The sequence below is a fragment of the Bradyrhizobium sp. SYSU BS000235 genome (genome assembly GCF_049747295.1).
Taxonomy (GTDB): Bacteria; Pseudomonadota; Alphaproteobacteria; order Rhizobiales; family Xanthobacteraceae; genus Afipia.
Genome location: NZ_JBMHJM010000001.1, coordinates 2,204,760 through 2,221,164 on the forward strand (window position 1 = coordinate 2,204,760; position 16,405 = coordinate 2,221,164).

Consider the following 16,405-nt stretch of genomic DNA (forward strand, 5'->3'; position numbering starts at 1 on the left):
CTCGCAGAACAGCATTGGAGAGAATCATGGACAAGAAAACTGATGAAAATAGCGCCGGCAAATGTCCGGTCCATCACGTCGCGGGCGGCGGCACCCAGCACAGAGATTGGTGGCCTACCCATTTGCGAGTCGAGCTGCTGAACCAGCATTCGTCAAAATCCGATCCGCTGGACCAGGCGTTCAATTACCGGGAAGAATTCAAGAAGCTCGATTACGACGCGTTGAAGAACGACCTGCGCAAGCTGATGACCGATTCGCAGAGCTGGTGGCCTGCTGACTTCGGGCACTACGGTCCGCAGTTCGTCCGCATGGCCTGGCACGCCTCCGGGACCTATCGCCTGAGCGACGGTCGCGGCGGCGGTGGCCGTGGTCAGCAGCGCTACGCTCCGCTCAACTCCTGGCCAGACAACGTGAACATCGATAAGTCACGCCGTCTGCTGTGGCCGATCAAGCAGAAGTACGGTCAGAAGATTTCCTGGGCGGACCTGCTGATCCTCACTGGCAACGTGGCGCTGGAAACGATGGGTTTTCGCACGTTCGGTTTTGCCGCAGGCCGCGAGGACACCTGGGAACCCGATCATGACGTGAACTGGGGCACCGAAACCGAGTGGCTGAAGCACCGGCCGCTCGATAAGCTCGGTAATCACCTCGGCGCCACCGAGATGGGCCTGATCTACGTCAATCCGGAAGGTCCGGGCGCCAATGGTGATCCGGTTTCAGCAGCCGCGTTCATTCGTGAAACCTTCGCACGAATGGCGATGAACGATGAAGAGACCGTCGCGCTGATCGGCGGTGGCCACACCTTCGGCAAGACGCACGGTGCCGCAGCGGAATCTCACAAAGGTCCCAACCCCGAAGCCGCTGACATTGAGGCGCAGGGCCTCGGCTGGGTCAGCAGCTATGGCTCCGGCAGCGCCGCCGATGCCATTGGCAGCGGTCTGGAAGTCACATGGACGCAGACGCCTGCACAATGGAGCAACTTCTTCTTCGAGAACCTGTTCAAGTACGAATGGGTGCAGACCCGCAGCCCTGCCGGTGCCATCCAGTGGGAAGCCAAGGACGCCGAAGCCGTCATCCCCGACGCGCACGATCCGTCGAAAAAACACAAGCCGACCATGCTGACCACTGACCTGTCGCTGCGGATGGACCCGGCCTACGAGAAGATCTCGCGCCGATTCCTTGAGAACCCGCAGGCTTTCGCCGAAGCCTTCGCACGCGCCTGGTTCAAATTGACTCATCGCGATCTGGGCCCGCGCGCGCGTTATCTGGGCCCGGAAGCACCGAAGGAAGTTCTGATCTGGCAAGATCCGGTGCCTGCCGTTGATCATCCGCTGGTCGACCAGGCCGATGTCGCCGCATTGAAGGCCAAGATCAAGACCGCGGGTCTGACGGTGTCCGAACTCGTTGGCACGGCCTGGGCCTCGGCCTCGACCTTCCGTGGCGGGGACAAGCGTGGCGGCGCCAACGGTGCGCGCGTCCGTTTCGCGCCGCAGAAGGATTGGGAGGTCAACAATCCTGCGCAGCTTGCGAAGGTTCTCTCTCGTCTCGAAGAGCTCCAGAGGGAATTCAATGCGTCGCAGTCTGGCGGCAAGAGGGTTTCGCTGGCTGACCTGATCGTGCTCGCGGGCAATGTCGGCGTCGAGCTGGCAGCGAAGGCCGCCGGCCACGATACGGCCGTGCCCTTCACCCCTGGCCGCACGGACGCCTCGGAGGAACAGACTGATGTCCACGCCTTCGCCGTTATGGAACCTGTCGCGGACGGCTTCCGTAACTATGAAGAGAACGGACTTTCGCTGCATGCCGAGGTGGGTTTGATCGATAAGGCACAATTGCTGACATTGACGGCGCCTGAGATGACAGCGCTGATCGGAGGTCTGCGCGCGATCAACATCAACACCGGTGGGACTAACCACGGCGTGTTCACTGACAAGCCAGGAGCGCTGACGAATGATTTCTTCGTCAACCTGTTGGACATGAGCACGCAGTGGAAGGCGACAACTGACGCACAGAATGTGTTCGAAGGGCGCGACCGCAAAACCGGTGCCGTCAAGTGGACCGGCACTCGCGTTGACCTTGTGTTCGGCTCGAACTCGATCCTGCGTGCTTTGGCCGAGGTGTACGCCAGCTCAGACGCGAAGGACAAATTCGTGAAAGACTTCGTTGCCGCGTGGACCAAGGTGATGAACCTCGATCGCTTCGATCTCAAGTGATCGCTGCGCCTGCGGCAACGCAGCGACATAACGCGTAAGATGAAAGCCCTCATGACGGTGTCATGAGGGCTTTTTCTTTGAGCGGATATGGTTGCCCTTCTGTTATGGATTGAGCAGAAGAGCAGATCAGAAGCCTCACTAGGGAGATTCGGGATGATGCAGCTCTATTGGTCGCCGCGTTCGCGTTCGTTTTCGGCCCTGTGGCTGATGGAAGAGACCGGTCAGCCCTATGAGCGTGTCCTCACCGACATTTCGACCGGCGCGCAGAAGAAACCCGAATTCCTCGCCATCAATCCGATGGGGAAGGTTCCCGCGCTGAAGGATGGCGATGTGACCGTCGCGGAAGCGGCGGCGATTTGCGCCTATGTTGCGGAACGTTGTCCGGATGCCCAACTGGCGCCCCCCACTGGCGATCCGCGCCGCGGAAAATATCTGCAATGGATGTTTTTTGCGCCGAGCTGCATCGAGCCGGCGCTGATTCAGATTTTTACCAAGATCGAAGTGCCCACCAGCACGGCGGCGTGGGGCGACGCGATCCAGGTCTTCGATGTTCTCGACAAAGCGCTTGAAAAAGGGCCATGGCTGCTCGGAGATACATTCTCGGCGGCCGATATCGTGATCGGGTCCGGCCTTAACTTTGCGGTGAGAGCCTTCAAGATGGTGCCCGCCCGGCCCTCATTCGACCGCTACATCGATGCGTGCGCCGCGCGACCTGCGTTTCAGCGCGCCACTGTGATCGCCGCTGGATAATCGTTGCAGGAGAGATGAAGCGTTGCCGTCGCTGTCTAGCCGGCGCGGCGGTAACGCCCCGTCATCACCATCGACCAGGTGGCACCGCCGTCGAATGAGTTTTCGACTTGCGTCGCCAGTGAATCTTCCGTCGGACTAAATATGTGCCGCGCCATACCGCGCGGCGAGGTGCGTATCAGCACGAGATCGGAGCCCACCCAGTCACCACGCGCAAGCGAAGGCGGCACGAATCCGAAGCCATCGAACCACGCCATGACGTATTGGGCGGCTTCCGCATCCCAGGTCAGCCGGGCGTGCGCCTCGAAGATCGTTTCACCATCGCGGTGTTGCGTGTGATCGAGCGCAAGCCAGAAACCACCCAGCGTCATCGCGCCCGACAACTCGGCGTCAGCCGTTCGTCCGGGCCCCCACTGGGTCGGAGCAACATCATCGCTCCCAACGAAGCGACCCGAAAGCGCGGCAAGACGGCGATGATGGTCGGTCAGGGACGGCACGGCGCCAGCAACACGCGTTACGCCTCGTCGGCCTTCAAGGCATCCGGATGCGGCATCGAGATGATGTTGTAACCGGAATCGACGAAGTGCGTTTCGCCGGTGACACCGCCCGACAGATCCGACAGGAAATAGAGGGCTGTGCCGCCGAGCTCCTCGAGCGTGACACCACGTCCGAGCGGCGAATGCTTTTGCTGAAAGGCAAACATCGCGCGTGCATCACCAATACCTGAGCCTGCGAGGGTGCGAATCGGACCTGCCGAGATCGAATTGATGCGGATCCCGCTGCGGCCGTAATCGGCGGCGAGATAGCGAACCGAGGCTTCCAGCGCAGCCTTGGCAACACCCATGACATTGTAGTTCGGCATGACGCGCGTCGAGCCACCGAACGTCAGCGTGATCATCGACCCGCCGTTTGGCATCATCTCTGCCGCGCGCTTCGCCACCTCCGTAAAGGAGAAGCAGGAAATCACCATGGTGCGCGAAAAATTCGCGCGGGTGGTGTCGGCATAACGCCCCTTCAATTCATTCTTGTCCGAGAAGCCGATGGCGTGGACGAGGAAGTCCATCGTGCCCCACTTCTCTTTGAGTGCGGCGAACGTGGCATCGACGCTTGCGATGTCTTCCACATCGCACGGCAGCACAAGCTCTGCTTTCAGCGATTCCGCCAGCGGCTTCACGCGCTTCCCCAGCGCGTCACCCTGATAGGTGAATGCCAGCTCTGCCCCCTGCGCAGCGAGCGTCTTGGCGATGCCCCATGCAATCGAATGATCGTTGGCGACGCCCATGATGAGCCCGCGCTTGCCTTGCATCAAATTGGTCATGTCAGATTTCCATCAAAGGGAGCCGCTGGCGCAGATATCAGCGCGCGACAAAACAAGTGGTCAATTCGTCGCCCGCTGAAAACAAAGTTCGAAATCAAAACAGCGGATACGCCGGCCAGTTGATGGGCCGGCGCATCGATCACGCTTCGAGGCGCTTGAAGACGAGCGTCGCATTCGTTCCGCCGAACCCGAACGAATTCGAGAGCACCGTGCCGATCTTGGCGTTGTCGATGCGCTTGCGGACGATCGGCATGTCAGCGAACGCCGGATCGAGTTCGGTGATGTTCGCGCTCTCGCAGATGAAGCCGTTATTCATCATCAGCAGGGAGTAAATCGCTTCCTGCACACCAGTCGCGCCCAGCGAATGTCCGGTCAGCGATTTTGTCGCCGAGATCGGCGGACACTTGTCGCCTGCACCAAAGATGTTGCGAATTGCATTGATCTCCGGCGGATCACCGGCCGGCGTCGAAGTCGCATGCGGATTGATGTAATCGATCGGCGTCTTCACGCTTTCGAGCGCCATTCGCATGCAGCGCTCGGCACCTTCTCCGGACGGCGCCACCATGTCGTAACCATCGGAGGTCGCGCCATAGCCGACGATTTCTCCGTAAATGCGCGCGCCGCGCGCCTTCGCATGCTCGAGTTCTTCAAGGACGACAACGCCCGCGCCGCCGGCAATCACGAAGCCATCGCGGTTGACGTCATACGCGCGCGAAGCGGTCGATGGCGCGTCGTTGTATTTAGAGGACATCGCGCCCATGGCATCGAACAGCACCGACAACGACCAGTCGAGTTCTTCGCAGCCGCCGGCGAAGATCACGTCCTGCTTGCCCATCTGGATTGTTTCGTAGGCATTGCCGATGCAGTGGTTCGACGTCGCACACGCAGACGAGATCGAGTAGTTCACGCCCTTGATCTTGAACCAGGTCGCAAGTGTCGCCGACGCTGTCGATGACATGGCTTTCGGCACAGCAAACGGACCGACGCGTTTCGGACCCTTGGTGCGCGTGATGTCGGCGGACTCAACGATGGTCCGCGCAGACGGTCCACCGGACCCCATGATGATACCGGTGCGGACGTTCGAGACGTCGGATGGCTCGAGGCCGGAATCCTGAATCGCCTGTTCCATCGCGACATGATTCCACGCCGCACCTTCCGCCAGAAATCGCATGGCGCGGCGATCGATTACATCAGCAGGGTTGAGTGTCGGCGCACCATGCACCTGCGAGCGGAATCCCATCTTCGCGTAATCTTCCGAACGCGAAATTCCAGGCTTGGCTTCGTAAAGACTCGCAAGCACTTCCTGAGTGTTGTTTCCGATGGACGAGACAATGCCCATCCCTGTGACGACAACCCGTCTCATGATCGCCTCGCCCTTGTTATTGCAATTGCCCCGACAGTCCGATCAGGATGCGACAGCCCAATGAAGCAGCCCTGCATCATGTTCCCGGTTGCATTGCGGCATCCTGCCGGAACAGTCCTACCTTCAAGTCCTTGGCGCGATAGATAATCTCGCCGTCAGATGAAAGCCACCCGTCGGCAACGCCAAGCACCAGCTTTGAGCGGATCACGCGCTTGATGTCGATGTTGTACACAACCTTGGTGATGTTCGGCAGCACTTGGCCTGCAAACTTCAGATCGCCAAGGCCAAGCGCACGGCCGCGTCCCGCGCCACCTGTCCAGCCAAGAAAAAATCCCACCATCTGCCACAACGCATCGAGCCCCAGGCAGCCCGGCATGACGGGATCACCTTTGAAATGGCATCCAAAGAACCAAAGGTCTGAATTGACGTCGAGCTCCGCGCGAACCAGGCCTTTGCCGAATTCTCCGCCGGTATCGTTAATTTCCGTAATGCGATCGAACATCAGCATCGGCGGCAGTGGCAATTGCGCGTTGCCGGGCCCAAATAGCTCACCGCGACCGCAGGCCAGCAATTCTTCATAGGTATAGCTGGCTTGGCGATCTTTCATTTGGGGACCTCAATTTCGGGGTTAGAGTGGTTGATGACCTCCTAACATAGCTACAGCAGGGGTCAAAGTGGCCCGGAACCGGGGAAATCGAGCCATTTTTAAAGCGCTTCACAGCTGTTCTAGTTGCGAAAAACTTGCATGTAACTGCATCTTTTCTTATAGTCTGGATAACAGGATTTTCCGGGCCCATTTGGGCCTTCGTAGTGTTGAGTGATCTTGATGAACGATCTGACGACCATGGATAAGGATCATAACGAGGCGCACGGGCATAGCCATGCGCCGATGCTGACCGGCTGTCCGTGGCATGACGTCAATGAGATGCTGCAATCGGTCGGTTTGCGTCCCACGCGCCAGCGCATGGCTTTGGGCTGGCTGCTGTTCGGCAAGGGCGGACGCCATCTGACGGCGGAAATGCTCTACGAAGAAGCCACCCACGCCAAGGTGCCGGTGTCGCTTGCGACTGTCTACAACACGCTCAACCAGCTGACTGAGGCCGGGCTGCTTCGTCAGGTCAGCGTGGACGGCACCAAGACTTACTTCGATACCAACACCAGCGCTCACCATCATTTCTACATGGAAGGCAATCACGAGCTGGTCGATATCCCGGACCCGAATCTCGTATTGCAGAAGATGCCGGATGTGCCGGAAGGCTACGAGATCAGCCGCATCGATATGGTCGTGCGTCTGCGCAAGAAGCGCTGACCGTTATTTCAGATTGTTCTGAGTTTTGATCGCGCGGGTTGAAAAGCCCGCGCGTTTGATTTTACAGCAAAAAACTCGCGAAACGTCAGTTGACCTTTTCGTCGGCGTAGACGCCCCACAGCCGCTGCTGTTCGATCCAGCCGTCGAAACCGTCGCCTGTAATCCGGCACCATCCATCATTGCAGCGCTTGACCTGCGCGACAACGCCGGCCTGCAACCGCGCTGCAACAGCACTTTTCGCATCAGCGCTGTCATAGATCGACGCAAGGTCGTTCTTGTTTTTCATCGTCACGACCGCGGTTCGCTTTCCCGACAGCAGCGAGTGATAAACCCAGCCTTCCGAGCCTTCCGAATCCCTGACGCGGCGCCAATTCTCGAACTCCGCGGTGATTTCCACCGGCAGGCCTGCGCGAGTGTAAATCCAGGTAACGTCCTGATCTTTGGTCGGACCGGCACGCACGTTCACATGATCGGACTTCAGGCTGACGTAACGCGGCACCGGCAAGCCGCTCGCCGTCGGCGGCATATCCTTGGCGGCGATACCCACGGTGCACATTGCAGTCCACAAGGTGCCGACTGCCACCAGCGACGCAAAACTCGACTTCAACCCCATTACGCTATCCCTACACCACGCCCCCAAGCGCCCCCGTCCCGCTGCCTGTCCGACCCCTGCGACAACCCCGCTGCTGACCGCCCCGCATGTGGAACTTGCGGGTTCTTGTCTTGGCGCGGCCTTCTGCTAGAGAGAGTCCCAAGGCCAACCGCCTGAAATGCTGTACAAAGCTTCCCTGACCGGCATCGAATTTCCACCTTCATGCAAGCCGGTTAATGTGGACTGAACGGCGCAGACGGAAGCATTCGGTTACGTGGAAATCTCAAGGAATTAACGAGAGAATGATCTCGGGTAAGAAAAAGCCTCTGGTAGTTGTGACCCGCCGATTGCCGGACACCACCGAGACTCGCATGCGCGAGCTTTTCGACACCCGCCTCAATCTCGATGATACGCCGATGACAGCTGAGCAACTCGCCGAGGCGGTCCGCACAGCGGATATCCTGGTTCCCACCGTTTCCGATGAAATCACCGCCGACATCCTCAACCAGCCGGAAGCGCGCCTCAAGCTGATCGCGAATTTCGGAAATGGCGTCGACAACATCGATGTCGCCGCGGCACACGCGCGCAGCATCACCGTGACCAACACGCCGAAGGTCCTCACTGAAGACACCGCCGACATGACCATGGCGTTGCTTCTGGCCGTGCCGCGCCGATTGGTGGAAGGCGCATCGATTCTCACCTCAGGCAACGACGATTGGCAGGGGTGGTCCCCGACATGGATGCTGGGCCACCGCATCGGCGGCAAGCGCCTCGGCATCATCGGCATGGGACGCATCGGCCAGGCTGTCGCTCGCCGCGCGCACGCCTTCGGCTTGCAGATCCACTATCACAACCGCAAACCGGTCGCCCCACAGATCGAAGAAGAGTTGGGCGCAACTTACTGGGACAGCCTCGATCAGATGCTGGCGCGGATGGATTTCATCTCGGTGAACTGTCCGCACACGCCGGCCACGTTCCATCTGCTGTCCGCGCGCCGGCTGAAATTGATCCGCAAGGACGCCTACATCATCAACACCGCGCGCGGTGAAGTTATCGACGAGGCGACGCTCACCAAGCTGCTCGAAAGCGGTGAAATCGGCGGCGCGGCGCTGGACGTGTTCGAGCACGAGCCCGCCGTCAATCCCAAGCTCGTCCGGTTGGCCAAGGCTGGCAAGGTCGTGCTGCTTCCGCACATGGGCTCGGCCACGCTCGAAGGCCGCATCGAGATGGGCGACAAGGTGATGATCAACATCCGCACCTTCCTCGACGGCCACCGCCCACCCGATCGTGTGCTGCCCGGCATTGGCTAGTTACGCCCGGCGCGATTTTCGTTTTTCCAGCTTTCGCCACTCCGCAACGAACGCAATGAAGGCGCGCAACGCCGGCGGCGGTTGACGGCGGCTGGGGTAGTAAAGGAACGGTCCCGGGAACGGCGGGCACCAGTCGTCCAGCACACTAATCAGCGATCCGTTCTTGACCGCATCGCGGACCCATCCTTCGAACGTCATCGCGAATCCCAGCCCATCCATGGCAGCTCGCAGCATGAGCGCGGGCGTTGTTCCAATGAGAGTTGCCGGCGGGGTCAGCTTGATCACGCGTCCGGCTTTCTCGAATTCCCATTCGAGCAGAGCCCCGCTGGGAAAACGGGTCAGGATGCAAGGCAGGTCAAGCAGCTCCTCGGGATGCTTCGGTTTGCCGCGCGCGGCCACAAGCTCGGACGACGCCACCACGGCATAGCGCTCCGGCGGCCCAAGCGGCACGGCAATCATGTCCTGCGCCAGATGCTCGCCGAATCGCACCCCTGCGTCGAAACCTCCCTTGACGATGTCGATGAGCGACGTCTCGCCGACAATCTCCAGCTCGATTTGCGGATAGCGCTGCAGGAATGGTGTCACCATCGGCGCAAGGACAAGCTCGACCGTTGGAATCGGCGCGTTGATGCGCAGGCGGCCGGACGGTGTCTCGCGCAGGCCACGCACCTGCTCCAGCGCCTCGCCGATATTGCCCATCGCCGGACCAATTTGCGACAGCAGCAACTCGCCGGCTTCGGTGAGGCCAACGCTGCGAGTCGTCCGGTTCATCAACCGGATGCCGAGGCGCTCTTCCAAAGCGCGCAGCCGCTGGCTCAGGCTCGAGACGGAGACGTGCTGCTCCACCGCAGCCCGTCGGAAATTTCGGGCACGGGCGACTGCGAGAAATGCGTCGAGGTCACGAAGATCGAAATCCTTCATTGTTCAATATAGTGAACAGCTCATTCAAAATTGTCCAGCTTATCGATTCAATGCCGTCGCGCGATATTTGCCCCGTCAGCAGCGCCTGCATGACCGCGCTGCATTTGAGGAGCAAAACAGATGGACAGTTTCAAACTTGGCAAAAGCGGCCCCATGGTATCGCGGCTCGGCCTCGGCTGCATGGGCATGTCGGACATGTACGGACCCGCCAACCGCACCGAGAGCATCGCCACGCTGCATGCGGCACTCGACGCCGGCATGAATCTTCTCGACACCGGCGACTTCTACGGCATGGGCCATAACGAGCTTCTCATCAACGAAGCGCTGAAAGGACGAAACCGTGATGATGTCCTGATCAGCGTCAAATTCGGCGGCTTACGCGATCCTGCAGCCGGGTGGACAGGCCTCGACAACCGGCCGATCGCCGTGAAGAATTTTGTGGCCTACTCGCTGCAACGCCTCGGCACCGATTACATCGACATCTACCGGCCGGCGCGTCTCGATCCCGCCGTGCCGATCGAAGACACCATCGGCGCCATCGCGGATCTCGTGAAGGCCGGAATCGTCCGGCACATCGGCTTGTCCGAAGTCGGCAGTGAAACAATCCGTCGCGCCCACGCCGTCCATCCGATCGTCGATCTGCAGATCGAATATTCCCTGATCTCCCGCGGCATCGAAAACGACATTCTGGCAACCTGCCGTGAACTCGGGATCGGCATCACGGCTTATGGCGTTCTGTCACGCGGCCTGATCAGCGGTCACTGGACCAGCTCTCGTGTCATCGAGAAAGATTTCCGCGCCACGAGCCCACGTTTCCAGGGCACGAATCTCGAGACCAACCTGACACTGGTGGAACGCCTTCGCGCCATTGCCAGCGAGATGGGCGTCTCCGTGGCCCAGCTTGCAATTGCATGGGTGCTGGCACAGGGAACGGACATTGTCCCTCTCATCGGCGCTCGGCATCGTGAGCGCCTGGAGGAAGCGCTCGGCGCGCTCGATGTAAAGCTTTCAACCGAAGAGCTGCGCGCTTTGACCACAGCCGTCTCGCCGCAAGATGTCGCCGGCGGCCGTTATGCGGACGCAGCCCTTGCCCACATGGACAGCGAGAGAGCCGTGCACGCCTGAGACCCGTTGCACCACGATCGGCTCGAACCCGATCGTGGTGCAATGCTGCTATCTTGGCCGACATCCTATTGTTGCCGCGTTGCCCTATGATGATGCGATCATGCCCATGTGGTCGAAAGGGTACGCCGTGGTTGACCAGCAATTTCTCAGAAGCCTGTTTCCAAAAGCCAGTGACATTCCCTCCGAGCACCGCCTCGGCGCGCCGCTGCATCAACGCACCACGCTTGTGGCGGGCGAACTGAAGCCGTGGCGCGGGCATACCCAGCCAGTGATCTCGCCGATCCGCATTCGTGAGGGCGACAACCTGACATCGGTCGAACTCGGCAGCGTTCCCCATGGCGGCCTTCCAGAAGCGGAAGACGCACTGGCCGCTGCGGTTGCGGCCTATGACAGCGGGCGCGGCGTCTGGCCGACCATGAGCGTGGCGGAACGCATCGCCTGCATGCAAGACTTCACCAAGCAAATGGTCGCTCGCCGCGACGAGGTGGTCAAACTGCTGATGTGGGAAATCGGCAAAAGCTTTTCCGATTCGGAAAAGGAATTCGACCGCACCGTCGACTACATCAAGGCAACCATCGACGCACTGCGTGATCTCGACAACAATTCATCGCGCTTCATGGTCGTCGAAGGGACCATCGGTCAAATTCGTCGCACGCCGCTTGGCGTCGTGTTGTGCATGGGACCCTATAATTATCCGCTCAATGAGACCTTCGCGACGTTGATTCCCGCTTTGATCATGGGCAACACGCTGCTGTTCAAACCGCCAAAATTCGGCATCCTGTTGTTCGCGCCATTGCTTGAAGCCTTCCGCAGCGCGTTTCCCAAAGGCGTCATCAACACCGTCTACGGCAGCGGCGCCGAGGTGGTCCCGTATCTTCTGGGATCAGGCAAGGTGAACACTTTGACGCTGATCGGCTCAAGCAAGGTGGCCGACCACCTGAAAAAACTCCATCCAAAAGCCAACCGGCTGCGTGCCATTCTCGGCCTCGATGCCAAGAACGCCGCGATCGTGCTGGCTGATGCGGATATTGAGCTTGCGGTGAAAGAATGTTTGCTCGGCGCGCTGTCCTTCAACGGTCAGCGCTGTACCGCTCTGAAGATGCTGATTGTGCATCAGTCAATCGTGGACAAATTCCTCAAACGATTTTCCGAAGAACTCGCGAAGCTCAAGATCGGCATGCCGTGGGACAAGAGCGTGAACATTACGCCCCTGCCCGAGCCGGACAAAACAGCGTACATGACCCAATGCGTCGATGACGCCGTCGCCAAAGGCGCTCGCATCGTCAATGCCGATGGCGGCACCCACTGCGACACGCTGTTCTATCCGGCAATTGTCTATCCGGTTCGCGAGGGCATGAAGCTCCATCGGGAGGAACAGTTCGGGCCAGTCGTTCCGGTGATGCCGTTCGAGGAACTCGAAACCGCGCTCGATTACGTCATCACATCCGAACACGGCCAGCAGGTCAGTATTTTCTCGTCAAGCCCCGAGATGATCGGCGCGTTGGTTGATCCGCTCGTCAATCAGGTCTGCCGGGTCAACATCAACTGCCAGTGCCAGCGCGGTCCGGACATCTTTCCGTTCACCGGCCGCAAGGATTCCGCGGAAGGCACGCTGTCCGTCACCGATGCGCTGCGCTCATTCTCGATCCGCTCGATGATCGCAGCCAAGCAGACCGACGCCAGCAAAAAGCTGCTGGACAGCATCGTGCAGAACCACGACTCGAAATTCATCAACACGGGATTCATTTTCTAAAATCCGGTCGCTGATGAATCACATGCGGTCTTCTGTCTCTCGACAAAAGACCGCGAGGAGTTATTTGTGCCCGCTCAAATCCCGGATGGTCGGATTGTCGCCATTCAATGGATTCGACGGGTCGCGGCCGTAGCGCAGCGTCTCGAATCGCATGGCCCGCGCATCAATCATCACCAGACGACCAACGAGGCTTTCGCCGAACCCGACGATCTCGCGGATCGCTTCCAACGCCATCATTGAGCCCAGCACACCGGCAAGGGCGCCAAGCACGCCCGCTTCTTCGCAGGTCGGCGTGGTGCCCGGCGGCGGCGCTTCCGGAAACAGGCATCGATAGGTCGGATAGACTTTCCCATCGTCCGCCGCACCCGCACGGATCGTGGTTAGCGATGCATCGAACACGCCAAGCGCGCCCGCGATCAGCGTCTTCTTCGCCAGGAAGCAGGCGTCGGAAACCAGATAGCGCGTGGTGAAATTGTCCGACCCATCGAGAACAACATCGTAATTGCCGATGATCTCGAGTGCGTTTGCGGCGTTGAGCCGCGTGGCATGGGTGCGAAGCGTGACGTGCGGATTGAGCGCAAGAATCCTGTCTGCCGCGCTGTCGACTTTGGGACGTCCAATGTCAGGCGTCGCGTGAATGATCTGCCGTTGCAGATTCGACAGCGACACGGTGTCATTGTCAACGACACCTAGCGTGCCGACCCCTGCTGCCGCGAGATACATCAGCGAGGGGGCACCGAGACCACCCGCGCCGATCACCAGCACACGCGCGGCCTTCAGCGCCGCCTGACCCGGACCGCCGACCTCGCGCATCACAATATGGCGCGCGTAGCGCTCCAGTTCCTCGGAAGTCAGCATGCGAATATCACCCGCCCGTCACTTGTCGCGCGGCCTTGCACCCCGCGGACTAATTCTAGTCACACAGATCGAACCATTCCGCGACTGTCGCGGACAAACCACCTGTGCATATACTGTCGTCATTGCTCACTATGAGATTAATCATGAAATTGCCGTTCGCCACAGCATTGATGATGACCGCCATGCTCGGCCCTGCGGCGGCGCAAACTCCCTTAAAGCGGTCGGATATCACGCCCAAGCCGATCGCAACCGTGCCGATCCGCCCCGACGGGTCGGTGGCGACGACAGCCGATGCCGCCGCCAAGGCCAAGGAGCAAGGCGAACGGCTGGCGATCCAGTCGGATCTGGCATGGATCAACCTCTATAACGGTGTGATCAATGGCGAGGCGAGCGAGCGTCTGGGCGCGGCGATCAAGACATTCCAGAAAAACCACAAGACCACCGCCACCGGCTCGCTGACGCCGCAAGAGCGCAGCGCCCTCAACGCCGAGGCCAAGAAGCTCCGGGACAATGTCGGCTGGACGGTCATGACCGATCCGCTTACCGGTTCGCGCGTCGGGTTGCCCAAGAAGCTGCTGACGCAGGTGGTCAGCGACGTCAACGGCACCAAATGGTCGTCCGCCACCGGCGCCATCCAGGTCGAGTTGGCGCGGCGCAAGGAGGCGGCAGCCACCACCGCCACCGTGGCCGACAAGGAAAAGAAAGTCGCGGGCCGCAAGGTCACTTACAGCGTGGTCAAACCTGATTTCTTCGTGCTTGCAGGCACTCAGGGGCTGAAGAAATTCTACATTCGCGGCCAGACCAAGAGCGACGAGGTTCGTATTTTGACCGTCCTGTACGATCAAGCCACCGACGGCACCATGGCGCCGGTCATCGTGGCGATGTCGAGCGCATTCAATCCGTTCCCAACGCTGGTCGCGCAACCGGGTCCACCGCCCCGTAAGAAGATCGAGTATTCGACCGGTATCGTTGTCAGCTCAGACGGTGCCATTCTGGTGGACCGTCAGGCGACGGAAGCCTGCGACACCATCGTCGTGCCCGCGTATGGGAATGCGGCGCGCATCGCCCAGGACAAGGACAGTGAACTTGCGCTGATTCATATCTACGGCGTCAGCGATTTGAAGCCGCTGGGAATGGCGAGCAGCGGCGCGACGAAGCCGCATGTCAGCGTTTTTGGGATCGCCGATCCGCAAAATCAGGCCGGGCGTTCAGCTGTGACAAATCACACGGCCGTGGTGACGCCGGTCGGAACGAATATCACCCTGTCGCCTGAACCGGGACTTGGGTTCTCCGGCGCGGCAGCCGTCGACAGCGATGGAAGTTTCGCCGGCATCGCGCGGCTGAAGCCTGCAGTGGTCGCCGGACCAAGTGGAGGGCCAGTGCCCGCGCAGGCATTGCTGGTGTCGGCCGATACCGTCCGACGATTTCTGAAAAGCAACGATGTCACTGCGCCATCAAGTCAACCCGATGCGAAAGCATCGCTGCTGCGGGTGATCTGCATCAGGAAATAAATCGGAAACCCGTTCCGATCGTCCGTTCTGACGCTTCATTATCTCTGAGGCGTTACTTTTGACACTTCACTTCTGGCACTTGGGGCACCAGAAGGTCGAGCGGCCGTTCTGTGTGAAGCGCTTGACGATGCCGCTGCATTTCGCCGTTTTGCACGGCTCGCCCTCGCGATCGTACACCTGAAATGAATGCTGGAAGTACCCGAGCTCACCGTCGGTCTGACGATGATCGCGCAGCGACGACCCACCCGCCTTGATCGCAGCGTTCAGGACCGCATGAATGGCGGCGACGAGCCGCCTGGCATGATCGTTCGGCGCGCCAGTTTTTGTCGCCAAGGTCGACGCCAGTCGCTTTGGCGACAGATGCGCACGAAACAACGCCTCGCAGACATAGATGTTGCCGAGACCTGCGACCACACGCTGATCAAGCAACGCAGCTTTCAGCGACGTCTTCTTGCTTGCGCAGGCGCGGGCCAGCATCGAGGCATCAAACTCGTTTCCCAGCGGCTCAGGACCGAGGCCGCGCAACAGCGGTTCGGTGTCGACCTCAATCCGGGGAATAACCTTCATGTAACCGAAGCGCCGCGGATCATTGAAGGAAACGGTTGCACCCGATGCCATGTGAAACACCACATGGTCGTGAGTCCGGTCCTCGCTGCGCGGATAATGAAAATCGCCCGGTGTGGTCTCGCCCGCAGGAAGCGCGACGCGGAACGATCCCGACATGCCGAGATGCATCAGCAGGACGTCGCCAGTCTCAAGATCGGCCATGAGATATTTCGCCCGCCGGCCGAGGCTCGTCACCACCTTACCGTCCAGCCGTGCTGTGAAATCCTTCTGGAACGGAAAACGCAGGTCGCCGCGGCGTGTCTCGACCCGGGCAATTCGCACGCCTTCCATCACCGGCTGCAAACCGCGGCGCACGGTTTCGACCTCGGGCAACTCAGGCATCGGCAGTCCTTGACGTCACGATCCGTCCTTCGACGCTTCGCTGAAAATGATGTGATTGGAAAACGGATCGTACACGGTCATGGTCGTCGCGCCCCAAGGTTGCTCCACCAGACCCGGCCGCATGTAGTTGTAGCCCTTGGCGGCCAATTCGGCGTGATATTCGGCAAGTCCCGCCGTTTCGATGTTGACATGAACGCCCGGTGACCCGTCACCATGGTGCTCGCTGATGTAAAGCCGGGCGCCGCTGCGCGATATCTGCATGAACAGCGGCAGCGCCGGCTCAAACCGGTGCTCGAAATCGACGGTGAAGCCGAGATAATCCAGATAAAATTCCCGTGCTTTGAGGACATCGAACATCCGCAAGGTCGGGATCACACGGCTGAACTCGATGGACATCGGCCATTCCTTAAGGCAACCGGCAGACGATTTGTCGCGTTAAC

Annotated in this window: 16 protein-coding genes; 7 read left to right on the forward strand and 9 right to left on the reverse strand. The window is 60.0% G+C overall.

What is annotated here, in order from left to right; genetic code table 11:
• The first annotated feature begins 26 nt into the window (after positions 1 to 26).
• A complete protein-coding gene (katG, locus tag ACP0KA_RS10265; protein ID WP_424628691.1) occupies positions 27 to 2,210 on the forward strand; it encodes a catalase/peroxidase HPI in 2,184 nt (727 codons plus the stop codon).
• A gap of 153 nt (positions 2,211 to 2,363) precedes the next feature.
• Positions 2,364 to 2,960 (forward strand): glutathione S-transferase family protein, encoded by a 597-nt coding sequence (locus ACP0KA_RS10270; RefSeq protein WP_424628692.1) that lies wholly within the window; start codon positions 2,364 to 2,366, stop codon positions 2,958 to 2,960.
• Positions 2,961 to 2,995: 35 nt separating this feature from the next.
• Here the strand turns inward: ACP0KA_RS10270 and ACP0KA_RS10275 are convergent, their stop codons facing one another.
• The 4 genes from ACP0KA_RS10275 to fabA all read right to left on the reverse strand — a co-directional run bounded on the left by ACP0KA_RS10275 (position 2,996) and on the right by fabA (position 6,245).
• Entirely contained in the window at positions 2,996 to 3,454 is a 459-nt protein-coding gene (locus ACP0KA_RS10275) for a DUF1579 family protein (RefSeq protein ID WP_424628693.1), read from the reverse strand.
• Positions 3,455 to 3,471: 17 nt separating this feature from the next.
• Entirely contained in the window at positions 3,472 to 4,275 is an 804-nt protein-coding gene (fabI, locus tag ACP0KA_RS10280) for an enoyl-ACP reductase FabI (RefSeq protein ID WP_424628694.1), read from the reverse strand.
• Between the two features lie 139 nt (positions 4,276 to 4,414).
• A complete protein-coding gene (gene fabB, locus ACP0KA_RS10285; protein ID WP_424628695.1) occupies positions 4,415 to 5,638 on the reverse strand; it encodes a beta-ketoacyl-ACP synthase I in 1,224 nt (407 codons plus the stop codon).
• A 76-nt stretch (positions 5,639 to 5,714) separates the two neighbouring features.
• Positions 5,715 to 6,245 (reverse strand): 3-hydroxyacyl-[acyl-carrier-protein] dehydratase FabA, encoded by a 531-nt coding sequence (gene fabA / locus ACP0KA_RS10290; RefSeq protein ID WP_424628696.1) that lies wholly within the window; start codon positions 6,243 to 6,245, stop codon positions 5,715 to 5,717.
• A 219-nt stretch (positions 6,246 to 6,464) separates the two neighbouring features.
• On the opposite strand from fabA, the gene irrA reads away from it, so the two are divergent.
• Complete coding sequence (gene irrA, locus ACP0KA_RS10295) at positions 6,465 to 6,947, forward strand: iron response transcriptional regulator IrrA (protein ID WP_424628697.1); 483 nt, start codon at positions 6,465 to 6,467, stop codon at positions 6,945 to 6,947.
• A gap of 85 nt (positions 6,948 to 7,032) precedes the next feature.
• On the opposite strand, the gene ACP0KA_RS10300 is transcribed toward irrA, so the two are convergent.
• Positions 7,033 to 7,560, reverse strand: coding sequence for an SH3 domain-containing protein (locus ACP0KA_RS10300; protein ID WP_424628698.1), 528 nt, complete (start codon positions 7,558 to 7,560; stop codon positions 7,033 to 7,035).
• Positions 7,561 to 7,844: 284 nt separating this feature from the next.
• Here ACP0KA_RS10300 and ACP0KA_RS10305 point away from each other — a divergent pair, with 284 nt between their 5' ends.
• Positions 7,845 to 8,849: a 2-hydroxyacid dehydrogenase gene (locus ACP0KA_RS10305; RefSeq protein WP_424631552.1), complete on the forward strand. Its 1,005-nt coding sequence runs from the start codon at positions 7,845 to 7,847 to the stop codon at positions 8,847 to 8,849.
• Here ACP0KA_RS10305 and ACP0KA_RS10310 read toward each other — a convergent pair whose 3' ends face one another.
• Entirely contained in the window at positions 8,850 to 9,770 is a 921-nt protein-coding gene (locus ACP0KA_RS10310) for a LysR family transcriptional regulator (protein ID WP_424628699.1), read from the reverse strand. It lies immediately after the preceding gene.
• Between the two features lie 120 nt (positions 9,771 to 9,890).
• On the opposite strand from ACP0KA_RS10310, the gene ACP0KA_RS10315 reads away from it, so the two are divergent.
• Complete coding sequence (locus ACP0KA_RS10315) at positions 9,891 to 10,895, forward strand: aldo/keto reductase (protein ID WP_424628700.1); 1,005 nt, start codon at positions 9,891 to 9,893, stop codon at positions 10,893 to 10,895.
• 100 nt (positions 10,896 to 10,995) lie between these two features.
• A complete protein-coding gene (locus tag ACP0KA_RS10320; protein WP_424628701.1) occupies positions 10,996 to 12,648 on the forward strand; it encodes an NADP-dependent glyceraldehyde-3-phosphate dehydrogenase in 1,653 nt (550 codons plus the stop codon).
• 60 nt (positions 12,649 to 12,708) lie between these two features.
• Here ACP0KA_RS10320 and ACP0KA_RS10325 read toward each other — a convergent pair whose 3' ends face one another.
• Entirely contained in the window at positions 12,709 to 13,506 is a 798-nt protein-coding gene (locus tag ACP0KA_RS10325; RefSeq protein WP_424628702.1) for a HesA/MoeB/ThiF family protein, read from the reverse strand.
• A gap of 143 nt (positions 13,507 to 13,649) precedes the next feature.
• On the opposite strand from ACP0KA_RS10325, the gene ACP0KA_RS10330 reads away from it, so the two are divergent.
• Positions 13,650 to 15,017: a peptidoglycan-binding protein gene (locus ACP0KA_RS10330; RefSeq protein ID WP_424628703.1), complete on the forward strand. Its 1,368-nt coding sequence runs from the start codon at positions 13,650 to 13,652 to the stop codon at positions 15,015 to 15,017.
• 66 nt (positions 15,018 to 15,083) lie between these two features.
• On the opposite strand, the gene mutM is transcribed toward ACP0KA_RS10330, so the two are convergent.
• Both mutM and ACP0KA_RS10340 read right to left on the reverse strand, forming a co-directional pair.
• Complete coding sequence (mutM, locus tag ACP0KA_RS10335; RefSeq protein WP_424628704.1) at positions 15,084 to 15,965, reverse strand: bifunctional DNA-formamidopyrimidine glycosylase/DNA-(apurinic or apyrimidinic site) lyase; 882 nt, start codon at positions 15,963 to 15,965, stop codon at positions 15,084 to 15,086.
• A gap of 15 nt (positions 15,966 to 15,980) precedes the next feature.
• A complete protein-coding gene (locus ACP0KA_RS10340) occupies positions 15,981 to 16,361 on the reverse strand; it encodes a glyoxalase superfamily protein (protein ID WP_424628705.1) in 381 nt (126 codons plus the stop codon).
• Positions 16,362 to 16,405: the final 44 nt, after the last annotated feature.